The following is a 22792-nucleotide window of genomic DNA, read 5'->3' on the forward strand; positions in this document are numbered from 1 at the left end:
CGCCAAGCAACAATGCAACATCATTTATTTGATTTGGGTAATTTTATGACCCAGCGGATGCAGAATAACCCTTTGCACCTGCAGCAATACCAGCCTCTTTTGGCCCGTCAGTGTCAGGCTCCGGGATCAGATGACGGATTGAATTTGCGTAGTAGACAAGCAGATCGTGTTGGTCGGCCACCACCTCGTAGCCGCCCGCTGTCTGTCGCAGGATGCCTCTCATCGTCAGTTGACGTAGCCCCAACTCGGCGGCGGAACCGCGGTCGTTGCGCGATGTATGGATATAAGCATAGGGCAATCGCGACAGCAGCGCGTCCATCCCAGCTTCAATATCCGTACGGCTGAGCGGCTGTTTACCCTTCGGGAGGTACTCCACAGTGGCGGCGACCAAGGCCACAGGCAATACCGGAACACATTCGCCGATACGACCCATCAGCTCCTGCGCAAGACTCGTCGGCGTGTCCTCTCCCCCGCTGCAAAGAACAAAGTCGCGCAGGCTGAGAGGGCGCCCAAAACTGACTGCCGCATAGCCGGATCGCTGGTAGCGCCTCGTCGCCCATAGCCACAGCTGACGCAGCATACGAACCGCCACCACATGGATGCGTGCGCGGAATCGTCGATCACCGGATTTCGCAGCCGATGTCAGGATCTTGTCTTCCAGCACGCGGTCGTAGTTCAGCGCAACAGGCACAAACACCACATCACGCCCGCCCTCGCCCTGTGCCGCCTGACCGTCAACGATGTATTTCAGCAGCCCCACCTTCGGCTGTGCCAGAGCGCCATCTAGGCTCAACCCGCCTTCGGGAAAAATCGCCTGGGTCACCCCGCCCTGCGTCGCCAGCCTCACATAGGTCGCCAGAACGCGACGATAGAGGTCATTGCGTGACTTACGGCGGATAAAATAGGCACCCATGGCCCGGATCAATCGCGACAACGGCCATACCCGCGCCCATTCACCCACCGCATAGGACAAGGCCGACCGGTCCGCCACCAGATAGGTGATCAGGACATAATCCATGTTCGAGCGATGATTCATGACAAAAACCACCGTCGCCTCAGGGTCTATTGCCTTCACTGCAGCTTCATCCAGATGACCGAGGCGAACACGATAGATCGCATTGGACAAAAACCGCGCGAGACGGATCGCGATGCTGAAATAGGCAACTGCGGAAAACGACGGGACGATCTCGCGGGCATAACGCCGGGCCTCCTCGAAGGCGACGTTTTCGGGAATGCCCTGCGCACGTGCATGGTCTGCAATCGCCTGGGCCACCTGCGGGTCATAGATCAGCCGCTGTATCATGTCGTAACGGCGTGCCAGTTTGAACGGTTGAATTGGTCGTTCCAGGCGGCGGTTCAACCGCGCCACAGCCCGCTCCAAACGACGACGGAAGAACCACCGCACCGACGGAAACAGGAAATGCGAGGCAAAGGTGATCGCGGCAAACAGCACGATAAGCACAAAAAGCCAAAGCGGGAGTTCCACGGTCTGCGTCATCCTGAGACCCTTCCCCATGCTTGCTGTCATTACAAGCACTTTGCCGGATCGGCAGAGGCACCCATAATTAGCAGTTGGCATGAAATGCCGCAACGCAGCGAATTGACATGGGTTTAAAATTGCAGTCTACATCATCGTGGCGAAATAAAATTACCATCACACTGACTCGCGAGGCCCGACATGCCGCAGATGCAAAAAGACCGCCCCTGGCTGATCCGCACCTATGCCGGCCATTCCACGGCATCGGCATCCAACGCGCTGTACCGCGCCAACCTGGCCAAGGGGCAGACCGGCCTCTCGGTCGCCTTCGACCTGCCGACCCAGACTGGCTATGACAGCGACCACGTGCTGGCCCGCGGCGAAGTGGGCAAAGTCGGAGTACCCATTTGCCATCTGGGTGACATGCGGACCCTGTTCAATGAGATCCCGCTGGAGCAGATGAACACCTCGATGACCATCAACGCAACAGCGCCGTGGCTCTTGGCGCTGTATATCGCGGTGGCAGAGGAACAGGGCGCGGATGTGTCCAAGCTGCAGGGCACGGTTCAGAACGACCTGATCAAGGAATACCTCAGCCGCGGCACCTATGTCTGCCCGCCTAAACCCAGCCTCAAGATGATCGCGGATGTGGCGGAGTACTGCTACACCAACGTGCCCAAGTGGAACCCCATGAACGTGTGTTCTTATCACTTGCAGGAGGCCGGCGCGACACCGGAGCAGGAGCTGGCCTTTGCCCTGGCGACCGCGCAGGCGGTGCTGGACGAGCTGAAACCGCGCATCGCGCCGGAGGATTTCCCGGCCATGGTCGGACGCATCTCCTTCTTCGTGAACGCGGGCATCCGGTTCGTGACCGAGATGTGCAAGATGCGCGCCTTTGTCGATCTGTGGGACGAGATCTGCCGCGACCGCTATGGCGTCGAGGACCCCAAGTTCCGCCGCTTCCGCTATGGCGTGCAGGTGAACTCGCTCGGCCTGACCGAACAGCAGCCGGAAAACAACGTCTACCGCATCCTGATCGAGATGCTGGCAGTGACGCTCTCCAAGAAAGCCCGCGCCCGCGCGGTGCAGCTGCCCGCCTGGAACGAAGCGCTTGGCCTGCCCCGCCCCTGGGATCAGCAATGGTCGATGCGGATGCAGCAGATCCTGGCCTATGAGACCGACCTGCTGGAATACGGCGACCTGTTCGACGGCAACCCGACGGTCGATGCCAAGGTCGAGGAACTGAAGGCAGGCGCTCGCGCCGAGCTGGCCAACCTCGAATCCATGGGCGGCGCTGTCGCCTCGATCGAATACATGAAGGGCCGGCTGGTCGAGTCCAATGCCGACCGGCTGAACCGGATCGAGAAGAATGAAACCATCGTAGTGGGCGTCAACAAATGGACCGAGGGCGAGCCATCGCCGCTGCAGACCGAGGACGGCGGCATTATGGTGGTCGACCCCGCGGTGGAGCAGGAGCAGATCAGCCGCCTGAACCACTGGCGCGGTGAGCGTGACAATGACGCTGTGCAATCGGCCCTGGCCGCGCTGCGCGCAGCAGCGCAAAGCGGCGCCAATGTCATGGAGCCGTCGATTGCCGCGGCCAAGGTCGGCGTCACCACCGGCGAATGGGCCGAGGAAATGCGCAAGGTCTACGGCACATATCGCGGCCCGACCGGCGTGTCAGGGTCCGCCTCCAACAAGACAGAGGGGCTGGATGAGCTGCGCGAAAAGGTCAATGCCGTAAGCGACCAACTGGGACGCCGCCTGAAATTCCTCGTCGGCAAGCCCGGCCTAGACGGCCACTCCAACGGCGCCGAACAAATCGCCTTTCGCGCACGCGACTGCGGTATGGATATCACCTACGATGGGATCCGCATGACACCCGAAGAACTGGTAGCATCGGCACTGGCGGACGATGCACATGTGGTCGGCATGTCCATCCTCTCCGGCAGCCATCTGCCCCTGATTGAGGAGCTGATGGGTCGGATGAATGACGCGGGCCTGTCGCATATTCCGGTTGTCGTTGGTGGAATCATTCCCGACGACGACGCTGCCCGCCTTAAAAAGATGGGTGTGGCCCGTGTTTATACCCCCAAGGATTTCGAACTCAACGCAATCATGGGTGATATTGTTGAACTTGCAAAACAACCGCAAACGACTTCACATTAGCGGATTTTCGCAAATCAATTTAATCGACACAATTTTCTTGGTGAAATCACCATGGGAATAAGGTCATAAATGAATGCGCCTCGTAGCATCACGACGCGCATTCATTTATGGAGAAGAAAATGGCCGTTGACCTCACAACGATGTCACGAAAAGAGCTTTTGGAATTGCAGGCGAATGTCGAAAAGGCACTGAAAGAAGCCGAGCAGCGCGAGCGCATCGAAGCATTGAAAGCCGCTGAAGAAGCTGCCGCAAAATATGGTTTCTCGCTTGACGAGATTGCAGGCAACAACCGGGGCACCGCCAAGAAAACCAAGGCAGCTCCGAAATACCGCAACCCGCAGAACCCGGAAGAAACCTGGACCGGTCGCGGTCGCAAACCTCATTGGGTCCATGCAGCGCTGACATCGGGCGTTGATATTTCCGATCTGGAAATCTGATTTCCAGAAGTTGAGGACAAAGTATGACTGTTCATATCGGAGCCGCCAAGGGCGAGATTGCCGAAACGGTATTGCTGCCCGGCGATCCCTATCGCGCGAAATGGGCCGCCGAAACATTTTTGAAAGATGCCCGCCTCGTGAATGAAGTGCGCGGAATGCTGGGCTTCACCGGCACCTGGAATGGGCATCCGGTCACCATTCAAGGCAGCGGAATGGGCATGCCTTCCCTGTCTATTTATGTGAATGAGCTGATCCGTGACTACGACGCCAAAACCTTGATCCGCATTGGGTCCTGTGGCGGAATGCAGGACAAGGTGAAAATCCGTGACGTGATCCTCGCCATGACGGCAACCACTGTCAGCTCCCCTTCGCGTGGGATTTTCAAAGAGGTCAATTTTGCCCCCTGTGCCGACTGGTCCCTGCTTCAGGCTGCCGCGAAGGCCGCAGAGGCGCATAAGCTCACGCCGCATATCGGTGGCATCTACTCATCCGATGTTTTCTATGACGAGCGACCGGACCTGAACGAGCAGATGGTGCGTCATGGCATTCTGGGCGTCGAGATGGAGGCAGCCGAGCTTTATACCCTGGCGGCCCGCTACAGACGCCGCGCGCTAGCGGTGCTGACGGTATCCGATCACCTCGGGACAGGCGAGGCGCTGCCGTCCGATCAGCGTGAGCGGAGTTTCGGCGACATGGTGGAAATCGCTCTCGAAGCGGCCTTTGCCTGAACTGAGAAATCGCAAAGACCCATAGAAAAGGCAGCGCCGATCGCGCTGCCTTTTTCGTTCTGCCAGCAGCCAGGCTCAACCGCGCCCGTGACTACGGTCATACCCGTTGCGCGCAGGTGGCCGCCAATCTCCCAACGCACCGCTTTCGGGGGTGAAGAGCTCAATCAACAACGGATGACAGGACGCGGTGTCACTGGTGTGTTCGTCACCACAATCGCCTCCCGGACAGGCGCTCAATGCGCCCAAGAGGTCAATTTCCGCAAAAAACTCAAGATAGTCGCCTGGGCGCACTGGGCTCGCTTTCATGAAGTACTGCCCGGTGTCACGAGTAAATCCGGTACACATGAATACGTTCAGGACATCGTGAATATGCGGCTCGGCTGCGTCCAGTGGCATATCCAGATGATCTGCCAGCGCCCGGGTCAGGTTGGAATGGCAGCAATGATGATAGTGACCGCCAGACAGCAGATTACCGGTGTAGGGGTCGCAGCGGGTGCCGATCACGTCATGAACCGAGCCGCCATAGCCGTCGATCCCGTACCAGCCCAGGCTATCCGCAACAATGGTCGCCATCGGACGCAGATGCGGCAGGCTGCTCCACAGCCTCTCCCCCGTGGTTACATGAGTTCCATGCAGCGCACGCGTTTTGCCGGAGAAAAAGCGCTCGGTCAGATCAGCACTGTTCCAGAGATTTAGGTCCCCGACCTGCGGCCCCTCGACCGAGGTGATACGAAAGAAGCTTCCAGCAGAGACGCTGAAACAGGCCGCCTCCCGCGGCGAGACCAATACTTCGGCGGTTTTCTGCGCCGTCTCACGAGCAGTCCGATATCGCGACAGATCCGGCTTGGGCAATGTCTCGTTCGGGTAGCAGATGACTGGCGCCACGGCACGCCTTTGCTCTGCATCTTCGGGAGGCTGTGCCTCGGTGCCGGGAAAATCAGTAGCGGACATGGCGCAAACCTCTCTGTTGTTTGCGCCATGAAATCCAATGCAGCCGCCGGAAACAAGCCGACATTGCAGGGTGCTCAGGCCCTGCTGATCAAAGATCCGAGATCAGATCACCACCACATCGAGCGGTGGAAAGCCGTTGAAGCCAACGGAGGCGTAGGTCGTCGTATAGGCTCCACAGGAATGGATCACAACGCGATCCCCTGCTTTCAGATCAAGCGGCAGCTGGTAAAGCTGCTTTTCATAGAGCACATCAGCACTGTCACAGGACGGGCCCGCCAGAATGCAGGGGCCGGTCTGCTCATCCCCATAATCGGTTGTGATCCGGTAGCGGATAGCCTCGTCCATGGTTTCCGCCAGGCCTGAAAATTTGCCGATATCCAGATAGACCCAGCGGTGCAGATCGTGCGCATCCTTGCGCGAGACCAGCAACACTTCGGCCGCGATCGCGCCAGCCTCAGCCACCAGGCCACGACCGGGTTCCGCCATGATCTCGGTTGCGTCGGGGAAACGTGCCTCCACGAGCGCCATGACCTCCTGCGCATAGCGATTAGGGGCCATCACCTCGGTGCCGTAGCTCGCCGGGAAACCGCCACCGATGTTCAGCAGGGTCAGCTCATGACCGGCGGATTTTGCGGCCTGCCAAACCTGGGCGACCTGATCAAGCGTGCCAGCCCACATCTGCGGCTCGCGGGTTTGCGAGCCAACGTGGAAGGATACGCCGGAGACAATCAACCCAAGCTCGCGGGCGCGGTCCATCAGGCTAAGCGCCATCGCACTGGAGCAGCCGAACTTGCGGCTGAGCGGCCAATCCGCCCCGGTGGCTTCGACCAGCAGGCGGATGCAGACATGGGCACCAGGCGCATGGGCGGCCAGCTTGTCCAGCTCGGCCAAGGCATCAACCGCGAAATGGGTGATCCCGATCTCATGAGCAAAGGCGATATCGCTCGGCCGTTTGATGGTGTTGCCGAAGGAAATCTGGCCAGGCCTTGCGCCAGCAGCCAGACACATTTCAATCTCGGCGCGGCTGGCCGCATCGAAATTTGCCCCCATAGTGGTGAGCCGACGCAGAATCTGCGCTTCTGGATTGGCTTTTACCGCATAGTGGATTCGGGCACGCCCAAGGCCTTGGGCCAGGGCGGCGTATTGCCGGGCAACAGCTTGGCTGTCAATCACCAGTGTCGGGCGGTCAAACGCGGTCTGTGCGATATAGGACAGGTGGCGAGAAACGGGGACAATAGCATCTTGACGGGCAAGTTGCCCGGTTACGTTTGCGTTCATGGTCATCTCCAAAAGACCCGGCCATCTATGACCGCTCACTTCAATCAGAGACGTTACCGTCGCTACGTAACCATGGGGGATAACCCTTGGGACAGAGGCGCGTGCGTTGGCGTCTGTCCGCCATATCTACCAAACACACGAGTCGATCAAGAGTTTTCTGGGCCACTGAAGCCCTTATTTTCATGGGGAATTTGATCAGATTTCAGCCATGCGCCTATTGCAACACTTACCCGGTATTTCGGGGTCTGAGGCATGCACGCGGCACCCCGTCTCCTGGTTGGACGGCACCACAGGATGCACAGCGCCACTGGCTCGCCGACTTTTCCTGACGCCAGCGACAATCCCGGCTGAGGGTGGATGTATTGTGGCGCCAAAGGAAATATCCAAGGACACCGAGCAACAGAAAGAGGATCAACACTGGCATATCGCCTGTTTACCGATCCCCACTGTCAGCCGCAACTTCGGGGCGCAGTCGCTGCTCGACAACGCAGAACGCCACCCACAGCAGGTGAGCGGCGTTCTCCCTAATCAAAGCTTGGCAGGGCTTAAACCGCGCGTTCAACCATCATCTGCTTGATATGCGAAATTGCCTTGGCCGGGTTCAAGCCCTTCGGGCAGGTCTTCGCACAGTTCATGATGGTGTGGCAGCGATAGAGCTTAAACGGATCCTCCAGCTCATCCAGACGCTCAGGGGTTGCCTCATCGCGGCTGTCGATGATCCAGCGGTAGGCGTGCAGCAGCGCGGCCGGCCCAAGGTAACGATCCCCGTTCCACCAGTAGCTCGGGCAGGATGTCGAGCAGCTGGCGCACATGACGCATTCATACAGCCCGTCCAGCTTCTTGCGATCCTCGATGGACTGCTTCCACTCTTTCGCGGGGCGGTTGGTCTTGGTTTCCAGCCATGGCATGATCGAGGCATGCTGGGCGTAGAAATGGGTCAGATCTGGGATTAGATCCTTCACCACCGGCATATGCGGCAGCGGGTAGATCTTTACGTCGCCCTTGATCTCATCGAGGCCGTAGATACAGGCCAGGGTGTTGATCCCATCGATGTTCATCGCACAGGAGCCGCAGATCCCTTCGCGGCAGGACCGGCGGAATGTCAGGGTCGGATCGATCTCATTCTTGATCTTGATGAGCGCGTCCAGAACCATCGGACCGCATTTGTCCATATCGACAAAATAGGTATCCACCTGCGGGTTCTTGCCGTCATCCGGATTCCAGCGGTAGATGCTGAATTTGCGCACATTGGTTGCGCCTTCGGGCTTGGGCCAGGTTTTACCCGTGGTGATCTTGGAATTTTTCGGAAGTGCGAATTCGACCATAGATCGTTCTCCTTGCTTAGCTGCCCGCCAGCCACAGGCACAAAGCGCTGCGCTGGCAGGAGATCGGTGTCCGCGCTCCGGCAGGGCCGGAACGAAGATCTGTCGGTGTAGCGACCCGGTCGGTCGCAATCTGGTAGGCGCAGGGCAGCATCAGCGCAGCCCTCCCGCCGCTATCGGCGTCTGATCTGCAAGCGACGCAAGCCTTTTGGCATCGTCAGGGTAGTGTCGGCTCAGCGCGGCAAGCAGTGCCGTGTCACGCGCTGCGATATGCAGTATCGCCTGATACTCAGCGTCACCCGACATGCGCTGCCAGCGCTGATCCGTCCGCAAATCAAAATCGGCGCCAGCCTCTGGCGTATCAAAGGACGAACCACCACCATAGCGCTGAACCTTGCCAAGGGTATTGTCAACGCAGGGCAGCCCCAGTCGATCCAGCAGAGCGGAGCGGTATTCCGCGTCATGTATCCAGACATCATAGTCAATCACGGTCAGAGCGAGATCATCCGCCCGCGCGACCAACTCCAGCATCTTGCGGTAGCTGTCGATCGCCCGCAGCACCGAAGCGCTACGATGCGCTACCGTGAAATCCGGGTTCCGTTGTAGCTTCTTCAAAAGCGAGGCCGACCAGTTCAGAAACCCACGCAGCAACAGGATATCATCGCTCAGAAGAGTCTCATCCAGATCACCGGAAACTGGCCGTTCCAGACCGAAGTCCGACGGCACCGTATCCTCATATGAGATGAGCAAAAGGCCACCGGCCCCCAGCGTTGCCCCCAACCCTGCCAGATCGCGCGTATCATGGCGCGCCAGCTGCACAGCGTTGCGCTCCAGCCCCTGATGATGCGCCAGCGGCCCCCGGCCCGATTTGCAATTGTTGAAGAACAACGCCTGTCCGTGCGGCGCATTGCGCTGCAACCAATTGGCTACCGCATGATTGCCGGAACGACGCATCCCGAACATCCGCAGCGCAGCATCGGGCCGCCAGCCGAGTTCTGGCCAACAGCCCGCATTGCCAACAACGCCTGCAACCGGCATCACCGATGATGTCCGACCTGTCGCCATCACGCGACCACCTGCACAGATGTCGCCACTCCCCCGCGTATGCGGGGAAATGTTGCAATCTGATATGCTGGGGCTGCCTGCATCACGCTCTTAGAAGGTCCGTGCTTTGGGCGCGATCTTCGCCTCGCTGATGCCACCTTCGGCCTCAGTGGTGAGCGGCTCGACGATCACCGGGCGATAGGACAGATCCACCTTGTTGCCATCGACGCGGCTGACGGTATGAACCCGCCAGTTTTCGTCGTCTCGGTTGGTGAAATCCTCATGCGCGTGGGCGCCACGGCTTTCCTTGCGCGCCTCGGCGCCAACGATAGTGGCCAGCGCGTTTGGCATCAGGTTGGTCAGCTCCAGCGTTTCCATCAGGTCCGAGTTCCACACCAGAGACCGATCGGTCACAGCCAGATCATCAAGCTTAGCAGCGATCGCTGTCATCTTGGTTACGCCTTCGGACATGGTCTCCGAGGTGCGGAACACGGCAGCGTCGCTTTGCATGGTGCGCTGCATCTCAAGACGCAGATCAGCGGTCGGTATACCGCCCTTCGCGTGGCGCAGACCATCAAACCGATCAAAGGCCTTGTCAACCTGTGCCTGGTTCAGCACCGGGTTCGGGGCATCCGCATCGACAACCTTGCCCGCACGGATCGCTGCGGCGCGGCCAAAGACCACGAGGTCGATCAGCGAGTTCGACCCCAAACGGTTGGCACCATGCACCGAGGCGCAGCCCGCCTCGCCCACGGCCATGAGGCCCGGCACAACGGCGGTCGGGTTATCTGCGGTCGGGTTCAGCACCTCGCCCCAATAGTTGGTCGGGATACCGCCCATGTTGTAGTGCACCGTGGGCAGAACCGGGATCGGTTCCTTGGTCACGTCAACACCGGCAAAGATCTTGGCGCTTTCGGAAATGCCCGGCAGCCGCTCGGCGAGCGCCTCGGCCGGCAGGTGGCTGAGGTTCAGGTGAATGTGGTCGCCATGCTCGCCAACACCGCGACCTTCGCGGATTTCCATGGTCATCGAACGCGAAACATAGTCACGCGGCGCGAGGTCCTTATACTGGGGCGCATAGCGCTCCATGAACCGCTCGCCTTCGGAGTTGGTAAGATAGCCACCCTCGCCACGCGCGCCCTCGGTGATCAGACAGCCGGAGCCGTAGATGCCGGTCGGATGGAACTGCACGAACTCCATGTCCTGCAGCGCCAGGCCTGCGCGCGCCACCATGCCGCCCCCGTCGCCGGTGCAGGTATGCGCCGAGGTGGCAGAGAAGTAGGCCCGGCCGTAACCGCCGGTCGCCAGCACAACCATCTTGGCGTTGAAAACATGCATGGTGCCGTCGTCCAGCTTCCAGCAGACAACGCCCTGACACTGCCCGTCCTCGGACATGATCAGGTCGATGGCGAAATACTCGACATAGAACTCAGCATTGTTCTTCAGCGACTGACCATAGAGTGTGTGCAGAATGGCGTGGCCGGTCCGGTCCGCAGCGGCGCAGGTCCGCTGCACGGCGGGACCCTCGCCGAACTCTGTGGTGTGACCGCCAAAGGGACGCTGATAGATCTTGCCTTCCTCGGTACGCGAGAACGGCACGCCGTAATGCTCCAGCTCATAAACCGCCTTGGGCGCTTCACGGGCCAGATATTCCATCGCGTCGGTGTCACCCAGCCAGTCAGACCCCTTGACGGTGTCATACATATGCCATTGCCAGTGATCAGGCCCCATATTTGACAGCGATGCCGCGATGCCGCCCTGCGCCGCGACGGTGTGGGAGCGGGTCGGGAACACCTTGGTCACACAGGCTGTGCGCAGGCCCTGTTCTGCCATGCCGAGGGTCGCACGGAGGCCAGCACCACCGGCGCCAACCACGACCACGTCATAATCATGTGTTTCGTATTCGTAAGCAGCCATTGAGAACCTCGGAGTTTACAGGGCCAGGCGGATCAGCGCATAGGCGCTGACAGCGGCCACGGCATAGGACAGGCAGGTGATCAGAATAATCGTCAGACGACCTGCAAAACCGTGAACATAGTCTTCGATCATAATCTGCGCGCCGGATTTGAAGTGCATCATGCCCACCCAGATGGTCAGCAGAGCAACCAGCGCCGGGAACGGGCGCGCGTAATAGGCTGTGATCTCTTCGTAGGATCCCCCCAGCGCGGAGCCAAAGGTGAAGACAAACAGCGGAACCAGGATCAGCAATCCAATGGAGCTGACCTGCATCGACCAGTGATGTGCTGTACCGGATTTTGCTGCACCCATGCCAACGGCACGCTTGCGATCTGTCAAATAGCGCATTGCGACAACTCCTTCAGCTCAGACGATAACAAGGGTGAGGACGGTCAGAACAACCGATCCGATAATGACGGCCCAGCCCAGTTTCTGCGCGGGTTCCAGATCCAACATCTTGCCGTTGTCCCAAATCAGGTGACGCACACCGGCCAGCGTGTGGTACCAGAGGCCCAGCACCGACAGGCTCATCACGATGTCGCCGAGCCAGCTGGTCATCACCGCATTTGCGGTGCGGAAATAATCTTCAGAAGTTGCCGCCGCCAGAAACCACCAGGCGATCAATAGCGCGCTCACAAGCAAGGCATTGCCCGTAATCCGCGTCAGGATCGAGGTGATCGAAGTGATCTGCGGGCGGTAGACCTGCAAATGTGGCGAAAGCGGGCGGTTGCCCCGATTTACATCGGCCATGTTGGCTCCTTTCCGGTTAGCTGACGACGTTTTAGCGGTTTTTTGCGTCCTGTCACGCAAACGAGCGGTAAAAATGCGCAGTTATTTTTGGGAATGCTACGAAAACAACAATATGTGATCACACGGTTCCGGTAAGTGATCACAAAACAGCATATAGGTGAATCCTTACAGAATCACATGGTGTTCGCGAATTTAATGGACTGACGGGACAAAGCTGCCCAAATCTGCATTTTGCTGTGCCACTTCCCGCAACAGTTTTTTGCGGATCGCATCTGGATAGTCGTCGAATCTGGCCGCAGTCTGAACAAAGGCGCCGGGTCCGTGAATGAGCTGTTCAAAGAAATACGCCGTCAGATCCGGCTCGCTCTCCTCAATTGCAAGCGCATTGACAGTCACCCCTGCCGCGCTGAGAGCACCGCGCATCGCCGTCGGCTCGATCCCCTCATTCGACGGCCCGTCACCAGAAACATCGATCACCCGGCGGCGACAGCTCGGCACCAGCTGGAACTGCTCCAACGCCAGCTGCAGTGCCTCACCGATGCCGGTTGCGTAGTTGCGCCAGGGGCGCGGAGCACTGGCAATCTCCGCAGCCAGCCGGTCGACCGCCGGGAAATCTGTGACGCTGCGCCAGCTGAGCGTCAGGTCCTGGCGCCCGCTGCCCGACCATTGAATTAGCGCTACCCGCGCCTGTGCCCGCACCAGAGCCTCGGCGACGATCCCATCGCGCAGCGCCGCAGCCAATCCCTCCATCTGCGTGCGGTATTCCTCGACATCGACGCTGCCGGAGACGTCAACCGCCAGAACCAAGGCAAGATCGCACGCCCGCGTCTGCATCGGCGCCAGTGTCACAAGCATAAAAACGCACAGTCGAAGGATCCGCATATTCCAAGCTTAGCGAAAACCGGGCGGTTGCCCTATCGTTTTTCGCAGCCCGCCCGCTGTCCCGCAAACAGGGTCTCGATCGGCGCCCAGTGACCCAGCACCTGGCGGCTGTGCCGATCATAGGCGAACCAATTGCCGCCACCAGCGGGCTGATCCCAGCGCCGATCAATCGCCACGCCCCTCAAGGCGCAGTATAGCAGTGTGCCGACCGCCCCGTGACCACAGAAAACTAGCGCTGAATCCGGGTAATCCTGCTCCACCGCCTGAACCTCCCGCTGGATCCGCGCCTGCGCATCCATAGCTCTCTCCCAGCCGCGTACCGACTGCGACGGCTTCGCAAAGAAGGCATCAGCCTGCACCTCAAAGGCCTCAGGCAAAAGATACCCTGTGCTGGAGCGATCGTTCTCATGCGTGTTCGGTCGACAGCTGACCAGCGCCCCAAGCGCGGCGGCCAGCGGCGCGGCGGTCTCGACCGCTTTGCGTTCGGCGCTGGCGATCACCGCCGCCTTGCCTGTCGGCTTCAATATCGTCAGACGCTGCGCCAGGTGCGCCACCCGCGCTGAGCCGATCGCGGACAGCCCCCAATCAGGCGGGGCGACAGCCGCGTCTATCTCCACCTGCGGATGCGTGATGTAAAGAACAGTGGCGGGATCAAGTTCGATCATTTCACACCCATTGATCCCGCGTAGGTCATCGTGGCATCAGGGCCCAATAGTCCAGATCCAGCAGGACCTCGGGCCGATATTTGTTGTCATCCCCCTTCAGCTGGAACGGAGCACCGCCACTCGTCGCAACCAGACGTAACCGGATTGCCCCAACCCCGGGAGCCGCGGTTTCCGCCTTGTCCAGAACCTCCGACCAGGCGCGAATGGTCATGCCGGATGTGCAGGGGTTTGCGTGGGCGCCTCCATTCAGCCCCACGATCATCTGTGCATTGGCAAGGCCGTTGAACGACAGCGCCCGCGCCATGGAAATCACATGACCACCATAAATCAATCGTGAGCCATCGGGCCGCGCGGTGGTGTCGAAATGCACTTTGGCCGTGTTCTGCCACAGGCGCGTGGCCAGCATGTGCTCAGCCTCTTCAACAGTGACCCCGTCAATATGGTCTATCTGCTCGCCAACCTCATAGTCGCCCCAGCGATGCGTCTCGCCTGCCAGCGTGAAATCATAGTTGGAAAAATCCAGCCCGGCCGGAATGACCAGCTCCTCAGCAGAGATCACCCTGGCCAGGTCCGGAATGCAGGTCTCCGGCGCAGGGACGTCCAGATCGCCTTTGCGCACCATCACCCAGCGAACATAGTCAAGCACGCAATCATCATGTTGGTTGAGGCCACGCGTCCGCACGTAGACCACGCCGGACTTTCCGTTTGAGTTCTGCTTGACCCCAATCACCTCACTCTCGGCGCGCAGGGTGTCGCCCGGGTAAACAGGCAGGTGCCAGCGCCCCTCCGCATAACCGAGGTTCGCCACCGCATTCAGCGAAACATCCGGCACGGTTTTGCCAAAAACCATGTGAAACGCCGCCAGATCCTCCAGCGGCGATTGAGCCAGACCACACCCGCGCGCAAATTCATCCGAGGAATAGAGCGCATGTCGCGCCGGGTAGAGCGCATGATACAATGCGCGCTCCCCACCTGAAACCGTCCGCGGCACCGCATGATGCAGCACGTCGCCGACGGCATAGTCCTCAAAGAACCGGCCCGGATTGGTCTTGGCCATTAGTGATCTCCCAATTTGGTGTCAGGGGTATAGGTGCCGGGCACCTCTTTCACCACAGATTGACCACAGCGCATGATACCCTTCACCGGATCGAAGGTCTGGGTGGGGCTGCCATAAAGCTCCCACCCTTTGTTCAGTGCATCGGTCACCTTGTGGCAGAAGGCCGAGGTGTCGTCCTCGGACAGAAAACGATAGAGTTTCATCAGCGATCACCCCGGAAACGGCGAAGGGCCAACCAGCCCGTGGATATAGCCGATCACCCCCAGCAGCACGATCGACGCGACAAGGAACATCCCATCTTTTGCGATGCTGCCTTTAGGGTTCGGGGTCCAGTTCGGCTCGGACCGGTTGATCACAACCATTTCAGCCAGCGCCCAGACGAGCATACTGCCAAAGAGCACAAAAGAGGCCGGATCCCAGTTCACCAGAAGATGCGCCACGGCCCACATCGCAAAGCCGAGCAGCATGGGGTGACGCAGCTTGTAAAACAGCGCCCCCTTGCTGGGGCCAGGACTGGTAAAGTAGAGGCCAAGCAACACCAGAGTGTTGTTGATATGGGTAAGAAACGGGGGCGGCAGCGCCAGATCGAAGGATTCGGCGCTGCGGTAGCCAATCACCATCAAGACAACGCTTGCAAGCAGCGCAAGCGCCATCATCCCCTTGCCACGCCCCCCCATTGCGGCGCGCGCATCCGGCGCCAGCCTTTTGAAGAAATGCGCGCCCCACCAGATCAGGATGCCTAGAAGCAACAATGCCATGTCAGTCTCCCCAAGAAATATGACTGACCCAACGCCTAGGCGGAAAACGCCGCAATTGCATCCGCTTTTGCGAGAATTTCGCGGGCCGTGGCGACATGCAGGTTTTCGACGATCTTGCCATCGACCACCGCGACCCCCTGCCCCTCTGCTTCGGCTGCATCGAAGGCCGCGATCTGACGACGGGCGAGGTCAATCTCATCCTCTGACGGAGCAAAGGCCGTATTCGCCACATCGACCTGCGCCGGATGGATCAGCGTCTTGCCGTCGAACCCCATGTCGCGGCCCTGGGCACACTCCACTGCAAGGCCCTCGCCATCCTTGAAGGCATTATAGACCCCGTCCACAATAATGATCCCTTCCGCCTTTGCCGCGAGCAGACATTGACCGAGCCCGGCCATCAACGGCAGCCGATCCGCGCGGAAACGGACCTGTAGCTCCTTGGCGAGATCATTTGTGCCCATCACCATGCCCTGAAGCAGCGGGTGTGCGGCGATTTCTGCTGCGTTCAACATGCCGCGAGGCGTTTCCATCATTGCCCAGAGCGGCGTATCGCCTGTGACCTTGGACAGCTGATCCAGGTCAGCGGCAGAGGACACCTTGGGCAGCAGTATTGCATCGCAATCCATCTCGGCCGCCGCCTCTGCATCCGCGGCGCCCCAGGGGCTGTCCAGACCGTTGATCCGAACGATTTTCATCCGACCGCCATACCCCCCTTCGTCCAGTGCCGCCGCCAGCGTCGCCCGGGCGTTTTCCTTCTCATCGGCAGAAACGGCATCCTCGAGGTCAAAGATAATCGCATCCACAGGCAGGCTGCGCGCTTTGTCGAGCGCGCGAGGCTTGGAACCGGGGATGTAAAGTACCGAACGATAGGGACGTGTGCGCGGATCCATGAGCGACCTCCTGAGACATTTTGTTGCGCAAACGGGTATCCAAGTGAAAGGAAGCTTTCAAGTGAAATTACGCCGCAGCGCAGAATTCCCGACATCACACCGGTTGGAAGCGAGTCACCGTGAAAACCTAAACACTTGGAACGATTTATTATTTTAAAGAAAAATCAAGGAGAACTCTGCGTTAATGGGATGTCAGCATCTATTTGCAACACTTTTCAGACCGGATGAGGACCGAACCAAAACGGCACGACCCTTCCGGGAGCGGGCAAACAGATCCGCACAGACGATGACGCGATACCGGCGCGATGCATGACCCGCCCGGGTCGGATCACACGACCCGAGGGACCGCCCCGCTGCCGGATCTTCCGGAAAGGGTAAAACCCATGTTGAAGAAGACGTTTGAAGTTGCAGTTCTCAAAGGCGCCACGCTGGCGGCACTTGGTCTTATGGCCCTGCCGGCGACGGCACAAACCAGCAATAACTGCGCGCCCCGCGATCAGGTCGTGAAACGGCTGGCTGAGCGCTACGGTGAAAGCCGCCAAAGCATTGGGATTGGCCAACGTGGTGTCGTGATGGAAACATTCGCCTCGGCCGACACTGGCAGCTGGACAATCACGATCACAACGCCGGGTGGGGTGACATGCCTTGTTGCCTCGGGCCAATCCTTTGAGTTCCTGGCTGAGGCGCTCCCGGCTGTCGACAGTGACGCCTGACAGACGGCCCACCCGAAGACAGAAGACCACCTGCCCAATTGGTCGGTTCGTCTAGCGGCGGAGGGGAGCAGCAAACGGCCCTCTGCCAATCTGGCTGACCGGGACTACGGGCACGGATAAAGACACCTGGATTTCTCTGGCTCCGGCATTTTAAACCTTTGGGGCGGGGTCGATCATTAGGTCAACCCATCCCAGATCAGCTTGGTCCCCGTGGCCAGCAATAAAACATAGGTCAGTCCAAAAAATAGCGGCTCAGATACCCGGTGGTGCAGCCGCACCCCGATCCAGGCCCCCAGCAAGGCAAAGGGCGCCAACATCAGATCAAGTGTCAACGATGCCGGGGTCACCAACCCAAGCATCGCATAGGGCACGAACTTCGCCATATTCAGAACGCCAAACACCAATACGGTAGAGGCCTGATATTCCGTCTTGGTCATGTTGCGCCCCAGCAGATAGACCGCCGCCGGCGGCCCGCCGGCATGGCTTACAAAGCTGGTGAACCCCGCAACCAGTCCGGCCAACAGCCCGGTCACATCAGCGTTCTCACGCGGCTCTGCCAATCGCGCCCGCAGATGCCCCGACAGCTGCCAAGCCACAAACCCCACCGAGATGACACCGATGAGGATCCGCATGGCATCTGCGTCGACAGATCGGTAGAAGACAGCCCCCAACAGCACACCGGGCAAACCGCCGACAATCAGCAAAAGCGACTCGCGCATCCGCCAGCGCCCCCAGTACGGTCGGAGTGATGCCACATCAATCAGCATCAGCAACGGCAACATAAAGGCTAGTGCCACACCAGGCTCCACAATCAGAGCAAGAATCGAGGATGAGGCAAAGGCAGCGCCAGAGCCAAAGCCCGCCTTGGAAACACCCGCGAAGGTAACTGCCAGAACCGCCACCAGAAAAAACATAACCGTGATCTCGGGCATCTGAGAAATCCCTCTAAGTGCCTCATATGTCGATTTTTTAAACAGATCCGTCCGAAATGAACAGTCTGCGGCAGATCAGCCGTAGCCACGCAGGGATCTTGCGCCAAGACACAGAAGGGCTTAGTCCTCCCGGCAATCACAACCGGACCGGAGAGATATTCCAATGGCTCGACCCAAAATCGCCCTGATCGGCGCAGGCCAGATCGGCGGCACACTTGCCCACCTCGCAGCACTGAAAGAACTCGGCGACGTCGTCCTGTTCGACATTGCCGAAGGCACCCCTGAAGGCAAGGCGCTCGACATCGCAGAATCCGGTCCTTCGGAGGGCTTCGATGCCAAAATGAAGGGCACCCAGTCCTATGAGGACATTGCAGGCGCCGACGTCTGCATCGTCACGGCCGGTGTCCCGCGCAAGCCCGGCATGAGCCGCGATGACCTCTTGGGCATCAACCTCAAAGTTATGAAATCCGTCGGTGAAGGCATCCGTGACCACGCGCCGGACGCATTTGTGATCTGTATCACCAACCCGCTGGACGCAATGGTCTGGGCCCTGCGCGAGTTCTCGGGCCTGCCCCACGAAAAGGTCTGCGGCATGGCCGGTGTTCTGGACAGCGCCCGCTTCCGTCACTTCCTGGCTGAAGAGTTCAACGTCTCCATGAGAGATGTCACCGCCTTTGTGCTGGGTGGACATGGCGACACGATGGTTCCGCTGACACGCTACTCCACCGTCGCGGGCATCCCGCTGCCGGACCTGGTGAAAATGGGTTGGACCAGCCAGGAGAAACTCGACGCGATCGTTCAGCGCACCCGTGACGGTGGCGCCGAGATTGTCGGCCTTCTGAAAACCGGGTCGGCCTTCTACGCGCCCGCCACCTCGGCGATTGAAATGGCAGAAGCCTACCTCAAAGATCAAAAGCGCGTCCTGCCCTGCGCGGCTTATGTTGATGGTGCTCTGGGCCTCAAAGGCATGTATGTTGGCGTGCCCACGGTGATTGGTGCCGGAGGTATCGAACGCGTCATCGACATCAAGATGACCGCAGACGAGCAGGCAATGTTCGACAATTCAGTCAACGCAGTCAAAGGCCTGGTCGAAGCCTGCAAAGGTATCGACGGCTCATTGGCTTGAATTCGACGGCAAGAAACACGTCATTTTAGAAGGCCCGCCATCTTGGCGGGCCTTTTTCTTGCCGCACGGCCTCCAGCAGGAAGCCGCCCCCGCCTGTACCCAGTTAGATCCCAAGAAGGCGCAGCACGATATCGGCTCGAGCCGCAACAGTCGTTTTAGGCAGGACAACGACACGATAGCCGAGCCGTCGATAAGCCATTACCAGGCGGTCATACTCCTCAACAGCCTGTCCGAAACCATGCTGCCGCTCGGCGTCCTGGCAATAGATCTCCGCCCAGGGCGGCGTTAGGACCACCAGATCGTGGTAGCGTTCGGATTTGGCCAGAATATCGCCAACAGGCCGTCCGGTGACATGCGACAACGCGACCGCCGCATCCACCATCCCCCGGTCAAAGAACACCCATCCCCGGGTAGAAGAAACGCAGCGGCGATCTTCGCGCGCAAGATCCATCGCCCGTCGCGAAAACGCTTCCATATTCACCCATGGCAGCGCAGCGCCGCTCCCCAGCTTTTCCTCGGCGACGATCCGACGCCCCGGCTCGGCCACAGTCGCAAACCCGCGCCATCCCAACTCAGTCAGTAGAGTGGATTTTCCACCCCCTGAACATCCCGAAAGAATGACATGCCGCGCTGTCCCCTCGGTCATGAAGCCCCCCCCCTTTTGCATCATGGAAACTGCCCGTCGCCTCAGCGCTCGGGTGTTGGAAATCTCTGCCGTGCCCCGCTGAGACGGCGACCCCACATGCCCAGTTCGTGCCACACGCGCGGCGTCCGGGCGGTCGAATGCCGCATCCGGGCATCTTACGGTCGGTCAGGATCCAAACCCCTCCCATCGAATCAACTGCATTCACATTCCGTAAATTTGTGATCACACGCTGGAAAACTGTGATCACAAATTCGATAAATCTTCGGGAATTCTTTACCAGCTGTGAGAAAACCCTTTAAACATTGGCGCCATGACGGCGTATTAGACAAGACAATTGCAGCCAGACGGGACAGTTTCAGATGAACATCCACGAATATCAGGCCAAGGCCCTCCTCCGCAGCTACGGCGCGCCGGTTTCGGACGGGCGTGTGGTTCTCAAGGCAGAAGATGCCAAAACCGCAGCTGGTGAGCTGGACGGCCCGCTCTGGGTGGTTAAAGCTCAGATCCACGCAGGTGGCCGCGGCAAAGGCTCCTTCAAGGAAGCCGACGCGGGCGAAAAAGGCGGCGTGCGCTTGACCAAGTCGGTCGAAGAAGCCGCTGACGAAGCCAAAAAAATGCTGGGTCGCACGCTTGTGACCCACCAGACCGGCCCGGCCGGCAAACAGGTGAACCGCATCTACATCGAGGCAGGCTCCGGCATTCAGACCGAACTTTACCTCGCGCTGCTGGTGGACCGCCAGACCTCGCGCATTTCCTTTGTCTGCTCCACCGAGGGCGGCATGGACATCGAGGAAGTGGCGGAAGCCACCCCCGAGAAGATCCTGTCCTTCTCCGTTGATCCGGCAACCGGCTACCAGCCGTTCCACGGCCGCCGCATCGCCTTCTCGCTGGGTCTTGAGGGCCAACAGATCAAGCAATGCGTCAAACTGATGGGCCAACTCTACAAGGCATTTGTCGAAAAAGACATGGAAATGCTGGAGATCAACCCGCTGATCGTCTCCGACAGTGGCGATCTGAAGGTCCTGGACGCCAAGGTCGGTTTCGACGGCAACGCGGTTTACCGCCACGCCGATATCTCCGAGCTGCGCGACACCACCGAGGAAGACCCCAAGGAACTGGAAGCCTCCAAATACGATCTGAACTACATCGCTCTGGACGGTGAGATCGGCTGCATGGTGAACGGTGCGGGTCTGGCGATGGCCACCATGGACATCATCAAACTCTACGGCGCTGAGCCTGCGAACTTCCTCGATGTTGGCGGCGGCGCCACCAAAGAGAAAGTGACCGAAGCGTTCAAAATCATCACCTCTGACCCGAACGTCAAAGGCATCCTGGTCAACATCTTCGGCGGCATCATGCGCTGCGACGTCATCGCCGAAGGCGTGGTCGCCGCGGTGAAAGAAGTCGGCCTGAAGGTTCCGCTGGTTGTTCGCCTCGAAGGCACCAACGTGGAAGCCGGCAAAGACATCATCAACAACTCCGGTCTTGATGTCATCGCAGCCGACAACCTGTCCGACGGCGCCGAGAAGATCGTGAAAGCGGTTAAGGGGTAAACCCGATGCAAGGCTTCAAATCCCTTCTGGTCGCTGCGCTGGCTCTCGTTGGTGCAACCCCTGTCGTGGCTCAAGAACTCATTCTCGAGAGCCAGCATCAGTACTTTGAGTCAAAGGTGTCGAAACGCGATAAGGCTTGCCAGACCGAAGCTTTGAAAGCGTTGGGCAAACGTTTTGAAGGGATCAATAGTCTCACCATTACAGCTTCGAACTACTGGACTTCTACTATTGTCGGCATTGAGAATTATGCATTCCCAGACAGTCGACTTTCGTCGGAGCACGGAGACGTGGCGGTCGAGGTGCTTTGCATGGTTTCTACCGAAAAAGAAGAAATCATCGAGATCTCATTCCAGTTCAATCCAGCACTCAAAGGCGGTCGAAACGCGAGTCCCTATACTACAGGTAGCTCGATGCTCGTGTGGCAAACCCCCACAGAATTTACAGGAGACTCCTAAAATGGCAGTCCTCATCGACGAAAACACCAAGGTCATCTGTCAGGGCTTCACTGGCTCGCAGGGCACATTCCACTCCGAACAGGCCATCGCCTATGGCACCAAGATGGTCGGCGGCGTGACCCCCGGCAAAGGTGGCCAGACCCACCTGAACCTGCCGGTGTTCAACTCCGTGCACGAAGCCAAGCACGTCACCGAGGCGAATGCCTCCGTGATCTACGTGCCACCGCCCTTCGCGGCTGACTCCATCCTTGAGGCCATCGACGCCGAAATGGAGCTGATTGTCTGCATCACCGAAGGCATCCCGGTTCTGGACATGATGAAGGTGAAGCGCGCGCTGGAAGACAGCAAATCGCGTCTGATCGGCCCGAACTGCCCCGGCGTCATCACTCCAGATGCCTGCAAGATCGGCATCATGCCCGGCCACATCCACAAGCGTGGCTCGGTCGGCGTTGTGTCCCGCTCGGGTACCCTGACCTATGAAGCTGTTAAGCAGACCGCCGATATCGGTCTCGGCCAGTCCACCGCTGTGGGCATCGGCGGCGACCCGATCAAGGGCACCGAGCACATCGACGTGCTGGATATGTTCCTGGACGATCCGGAAACCGAATCCATCATCATGATCGGTGAGATCGGTGGCTCCGCTGAAGAAGAAGCGGCAGAATTCATCGCCGAGCAGAAGAAAAAAGGTCGCTGGAAGCCGGTCGCTGGCTTCATCGCAGGCCGTACTGCCCCTCCGGGCCGTCGCATGGGCCACGCCGGCGCGATCGTCGCAGGCGGCAAAGGTGGCGCAGAGGACAAGATCGAAGCGATGAAATCCGCTGGTATCGTTGTGGCTGACAGCCCGGCCACCCTGGGCGAGGCCGTTCTGAAAGCTATCGGCAAATAATGCCGAAGGCTGCCTCATATGGCATCAAGGACCAAATCCCGGACGGGCATACCCTGTCTGTCCGGGAACCGAGCGGCTGTCCGGGCCGCTCGTCTTCCCGTTTCGGGGATCCTTTTG

At 59.3% G+C, this 22792-nt stretch carries 24 protein-coding genes; 8 read left to right on the forward strand and 16 right to left on the reverse strand.

Annotated elements, in window-relative coordinates; all coding sequences use genetic code 11:
• Positions 1–43: 43 nt before the first annotated feature.
• Positions 44–1498, reverse strand: a complete 1455-nt coding sequence (locus VWY60_RS13390) for a 1-acyl-sn-glycerol-3-phosphate acyltransferase (RefSeq protein ID WP_416536461.1) — start codon at positions 1496–1498, stop codon at positions 44–46.
• Positions 1499–1678: 180 nt separating this feature from the next.
• Between VWY60_RS13390 and VWY60_RS13395 the strand changes: the two genes are divergently transcribed.
• From VWY60_RS13395 to deoD, 3 genes are all read left to right on the forward strand, one after another.
• Positions 1679–3646 (forward strand): protein meaA, encoded by a 1968-nt coding sequence (locus VWY60_RS13395; protein ID WP_416540708.1) that lies wholly within the window; start codon positions 1679–1681, stop codon positions 3644–3646.
• A gap of 119 nt (positions 3647–3765) precedes the next feature.
• Complete coding sequence (locus VWY60_RS13400) at positions 3766–4083, forward strand: H-NS histone family protein (RefSeq protein WP_340544320.1); 318 nt, start codon at positions 3766–3768, stop codon at positions 4081–4083.
• Between the two features lie 23 nt (positions 4084–4106).
• Positions 4107–4811, forward strand: a complete 705-nt coding sequence (gene deoD, locus VWY60_RS13405; protein ID WP_416536459.1) for a purine-nucleoside phosphorylase — start codon at positions 4107–4109, stop codon at positions 4809–4811.
• Between the two features lie 75 nt (positions 4812–4886).
• Here the strand turns inward: deoD and VWY60_RS13410 are convergent, their stop codons facing one another.
• The 13 genes from VWY60_RS13410 to VWY60_RS13470 all read right to left on the reverse strand — a co-directional run bounded on the left by VWY60_RS13410 (position 4887) and on the right by VWY60_RS13470 (position 16364).
• Positions 4887–5762: an urea carboxylase-associated family protein gene (locus VWY60_RS13410; RefSeq protein WP_416536458.1), complete on the reverse strand. Its 876-nt coding sequence runs from the start codon at positions 5760–5762 to the stop codon at positions 4887–4889.
• A gap of 102 nt (positions 5763–5864) precedes the next feature.
• Positions 5865–7046, reverse strand: coding sequence for a type III PLP-dependent enzyme (locus VWY60_RS13415; RefSeq protein ID WP_416540709.1), 1182 nt, complete (start codon positions 7044–7046; stop codon positions 5865–5867).
• 539 nt (positions 7047–7585) lie between these two features.
• Positions 7586–8365 (reverse strand): succinate dehydrogenase iron-sulfur subunit, encoded by a 780-nt coding sequence (locus VWY60_RS13420; protein WP_340544315.1) that lies wholly within the window; start codon positions 8363–8365, stop codon positions 7586–7588.
• 150 nt (positions 8366–8515) lie between these two features.
• The gene (locus VWY60_RS13425; protein WP_416540710.1) at positions 8516–9427 is read right to left on the reverse strand and encodes a hypothetical protein; all 912 of its coding nucleotides are present in this window, start codon (positions 9425–9427) and stop codon (positions 8516–8518) included.
• Positions 9428–9517: 90 nt separating this feature from the next.
• Positions 9518–11323 carry a succinate dehydrogenase flavoprotein subunit gene (sdhA, locus tag VWY60_RS13430; RefSeq protein WP_340544312.1) on the reverse strand — a complete coding sequence of 602 codons (1806 nt, stop codon included), beginning with the start codon at positions 11321–11323 and terminating at the stop codon, positions 9518–9520.
• Between the two features lie 15 nt (positions 11324–11338).
• Positions 11339–11710: a succinate dehydrogenase, hydrophobic membrane anchor protein gene (sdhD, locus tag VWY60_RS13435; RefSeq protein ID WP_340544311.1), complete on the reverse strand. Its 372-nt coding sequence runs from the start codon at positions 11708–11710 to the stop codon at positions 11339–11341.
• An 18-nt stretch (positions 11711–11728) separates the two neighbouring features.
• Entirely contained in the window at positions 11729–12112 is a 384-nt protein-coding gene (gene sdhC, locus VWY60_RS13440; protein WP_416536455.1) for a succinate dehydrogenase, cytochrome b556 subunit, read from the reverse strand.
• Between the two features lie 192 nt (positions 12113–12304).
• A complete protein-coding gene (locus VWY60_RS13445; RefSeq protein WP_416540711.1) occupies positions 12305–12994 on the reverse strand; it encodes a DUF1194 domain-containing protein in 690 nt (229 codons plus the stop codon).
• A 32-nt stretch (positions 12995–13026) separates the two neighbouring features.
• Positions 13027–13659 (reverse strand): histidine phosphatase family protein, encoded by a 633-nt coding sequence (locus VWY60_RS13450; protein WP_416540712.1) that lies wholly within the window; start codon positions 13657–13659, stop codon positions 13027–13029.
• Positions 13660–13684: 25 nt separating this feature from the next.
• Positions 13685–14716 carry a MaoC family dehydratase gene (locus VWY60_RS13455; protein ID WP_416540713.1) on the reverse strand — a complete coding sequence of 344 codons (1032 nt, stop codon included), beginning with the start codon at positions 14714–14716 and terminating at the stop codon, positions 13685–13687.
• A complete protein-coding gene (locus VWY60_RS13460) occupies positions 14716–14919 on the reverse strand; it encodes a DUF1737 domain-containing protein (protein WP_340544304.1) in 204 nt (67 codons plus the stop codon). The genes VWY60_RS13455 and VWY60_RS13460 overlap by 1 nt, the downstream gene beginning before the upstream one ends.
• Positions 14920–14925: 6 nt before the next feature.
• A complete protein-coding gene (locus VWY60_RS13465) occupies positions 14926–15474 on the reverse strand; it encodes an NnrU family protein (RefSeq protein ID WP_340544303.1) in 549 nt (182 codons plus the stop codon).
• A gap of 35 nt (positions 15475–15509) precedes the next feature.
• Complete coding sequence (locus VWY60_RS13470) at positions 15510–16364, reverse strand: HpcH/HpaI aldolase/citrate lyase family protein (protein ID WP_416540714.1); 855 nt, start codon at positions 16362–16364, stop codon at positions 15510–15512.
• A 383-nt stretch (positions 16365–16747) separates the two neighbouring features.
• On the opposite strand from VWY60_RS13470, the gene VWY60_RS13475 reads away from it, so the two are divergent.
• A complete protein-coding gene (locus VWY60_RS13475; protein ID WP_416540715.1) occupies positions 16748–17077 on the forward strand; it encodes a hypothetical protein in 330 nt (109 codons plus the stop codon).
• Between the two features lie 176 nt (positions 17078–17253).
• On the opposite strand, the gene VWY60_RS13480 is transcribed toward VWY60_RS13475, so the two are convergent.
• Entirely contained in the window at positions 17254–18009 is a 756-nt protein-coding gene (locus VWY60_RS13480) for a sulfite exporter TauE/SafE family protein (RefSeq protein ID WP_416536451.1), read from the reverse strand.
• A gap of 163 nt (positions 18010–18172) precedes the next feature.
• On the opposite strand from VWY60_RS13480, the gene mdh reads away from it, so the two are divergent.
• On the forward strand, positions 18173–19135 hold the full coding sequence (mdh, locus tag VWY60_RS13485) for a malate dehydrogenase (protein ID WP_340544298.1): 963 nt from the start codon (positions 18173–18175) through the stop codon (positions 19133–19135).
• Positions 19136–19238: 103 nt separating this feature from the next.
• Here the strand turns inward: mdh and VWY60_RS13490 are convergent, their stop codons facing one another.
• Positions 19239–19781, reverse strand: a complete 543-nt coding sequence (locus VWY60_RS13490; RefSeq protein WP_416540716.1) for an AAA family ATPase — start codon at positions 19779–19781, stop codon at positions 19239–19241.
• Positions 19782–20140: 359 nt separating this feature from the next.
• Here VWY60_RS13490 and sucC point away from each other — a divergent pair, with 359 nt between their 5' ends.
• The 3 genes from sucC to sucD are packed head-to-tail and all read left to right on the forward strand — an operon-like array spanning position 20141 to position 22675.
• Positions 20141–21334, forward strand: coding sequence for an ADP-forming succinate--CoA ligase subunit beta (gene sucC / locus VWY60_RS13495; protein ID WP_340544296.1), 1194 nt, complete (start codon positions 20141–20143; stop codon positions 21332–21334).
• Positions 21335–21339: 5 nt separating this feature from the next.
• Entirely contained in the window at positions 21340–21789 is a 450-nt protein-coding gene (locus VWY60_RS13500; RefSeq protein WP_416536447.1) for a hypothetical protein, read from the forward strand.
• Between the two features lies 1 nt (position 21790).
• A complete protein-coding gene (sucD, locus tag VWY60_RS13505; protein WP_416540717.1) occupies positions 21791–22675 on the forward strand; it encodes a succinate--CoA ligase subunit alpha in 885 nt (294 codons plus the stop codon).
• Positions 22676–22792 lie beyond the last annotated feature (117 nt).

The sequence above is a fragment of the Phaeobacter sp. JH20_26 genome (assembly GCF_048056275.1).
In the GTDB taxonomy this organism is placed as follows: domain Bacteria; phylum Pseudomonadota; class Alphaproteobacteria; order Rhodobacterales; family Rhodobacteraceae; genus Phaeobacter; species Phaeobacter bryozoorum.

Bases quoted from the DNA above. Each gene is read 5' to 3' on its own strand.
- VWY60_RS13390 (WP_416536461.1), bottom strand. From the start codon at position 1,498: ATGACGCAGACCGTGGAACTCCCGCTTTGGCTTTTTGTGCTTATCGTG.
- VWY60_RS13395 (WP_416540708.1), top strand. From the start codon at position 1,679: ATGCCGCAGATGCAAAAAGACCGCCCCTGGCTGATCCGCACCTATGCC.
- VWY60_RS13400 (WP_340544320.1), top strand. From the start codon at position 3,766: ATGGCCGTTGACCTCACAACGATGTCACGAAAAGAGCTTTTGGAATTG.
- deoD (WP_416536459.1), top strand. From the start codon at position 4,107: ATGACTGTTCATATCGGAGCCGCCAAGGGCGAGATTGCCGAAACGGTA.
- VWY60_RS13410 (WP_416536458.1), bottom strand. From the start codon at position 5,762: ATGTCCGCTACTGATTTTCCCGGCACCGAGGCACAGCCTCCCGAAGAT.
- VWY60_RS13415 (WP_416540709.1), bottom strand. From the start codon at position 7,046: ATGACCATGAACGCAAACGTAACCGGGCAACTTGCCCGTCAAGATGCT.
- VWY60_RS13420 (WP_340544315.1), bottom strand. From the start codon at position 8,365: ATGGTCGAATTCGCACTTCCGAAAAATTCCAAGATCACCACGGGTAAA.
- VWY60_RS13425 (WP_416540710.1), bottom strand. From the start codon at position 9,427: ATGGCGACAGGTCGGACATCATCGGTGATGCCGGTTGCAGGCGTTGTT.
- sdhA (WP_340544312.1), bottom strand. From the start codon at position 11,323: ATGGCTGCTTACGAATACGAAACACATGATTATGACGTGGTCGTGGTT.
- sdhD (WP_340544311.1), bottom strand. From the start codon at position 11,710: ATGCGCTATTTGACAGATCGCAAGCGTGCCGTTGGCATGGGTGCAGCA.
- sdhC (WP_416536455.1), bottom strand. From the start codon at position 12,112: ATGGCCGATGTAAATCGGGGCAACCGCCCGCTTTCGCCACATTTGCAG.
- VWY60_RS13445 (WP_416540711.1), bottom strand. From the start codon at position 12,994: ATGCGGATCCTTCGACTGTGCGTTTTTATGCTTGTGACACTGGCGCCG.
- VWY60_RS13450 (WP_416540712.1), bottom strand. From the start codon at position 13,659: ATGATCGAACTTGATCCCGCCACTGTTCTTTACATCACGCATCCGCAG.
- VWY60_RS13455 (WP_416540713.1), bottom strand. From the start codon at position 14,716: ATGGCCAAGACCAATCCGGGCCGGTTCTTTGAGGACTATGCCGTCGGC.
- VWY60_RS13460 (WP_340544304.1), bottom strand. From the start codon at position 14,919: ATGAAACTCTATCGTTTTCTGTCCGAGGACGACACCTCGGCCTTCTGC.
- VWY60_RS13465 (WP_340544303.1), bottom strand. From the start codon at position 15,474: ATGGCATTGTTGCTTCTAGGCATCCTGATCTGGTGGGGCGCGCATTTC.
- VWY60_RS13470 (WP_416540714.1), bottom strand. From the start codon at position 16,364: ATGGATCCGCGCACACGTCCCTATCGTTCGGTACTTTACATCCCCGGT.
- VWY60_RS13475 (WP_416540715.1), top strand. From the start codon at position 16,748: ATGTTGAAGAAGACGTTTGAAGTTGCAGTTCTCAAAGGCGCCACGCTG.
- VWY60_RS13480 (WP_416536451.1), bottom strand. From the start codon at position 18,009: ATGCCCGAGATCACGGTTATGTTTTTTCTGGTGGCGGTTCTGGCAGTT.
- mdh (WP_340544298.1), top strand. From the start codon at position 18,173: ATGGCTCGACCCAAAATCGCCCTGATCGGCGCAGGCCAGATCGGCGGC.
- VWY60_RS13490 (WP_416540716.1), bottom strand. From the start codon at position 19,781: ATGACCGAGGGGACAGCGCGGCATGTCATTCTTTCGGGATGTTCAGGG.
- sucC (WP_340544296.1), top strand. From the start codon at position 20,141: ATGAACATCCACGAATATCAGGCCAAGGCCCTCCTCCGCAGCTACGGC.
- VWY60_RS13500 (WP_416536447.1), top strand. From the start codon at position 21,340: ATGCAAGGCTTCAAATCCCTTCTGGTCGCTGCGCTGGCTCTCGTTGGT.
- sucD (WP_416540717.1), top strand. From the start codon at position 21,791: ATGGCAGTCCTCATCGACGAAAACACCAAGGTCATCTGTCAGGGCTTC.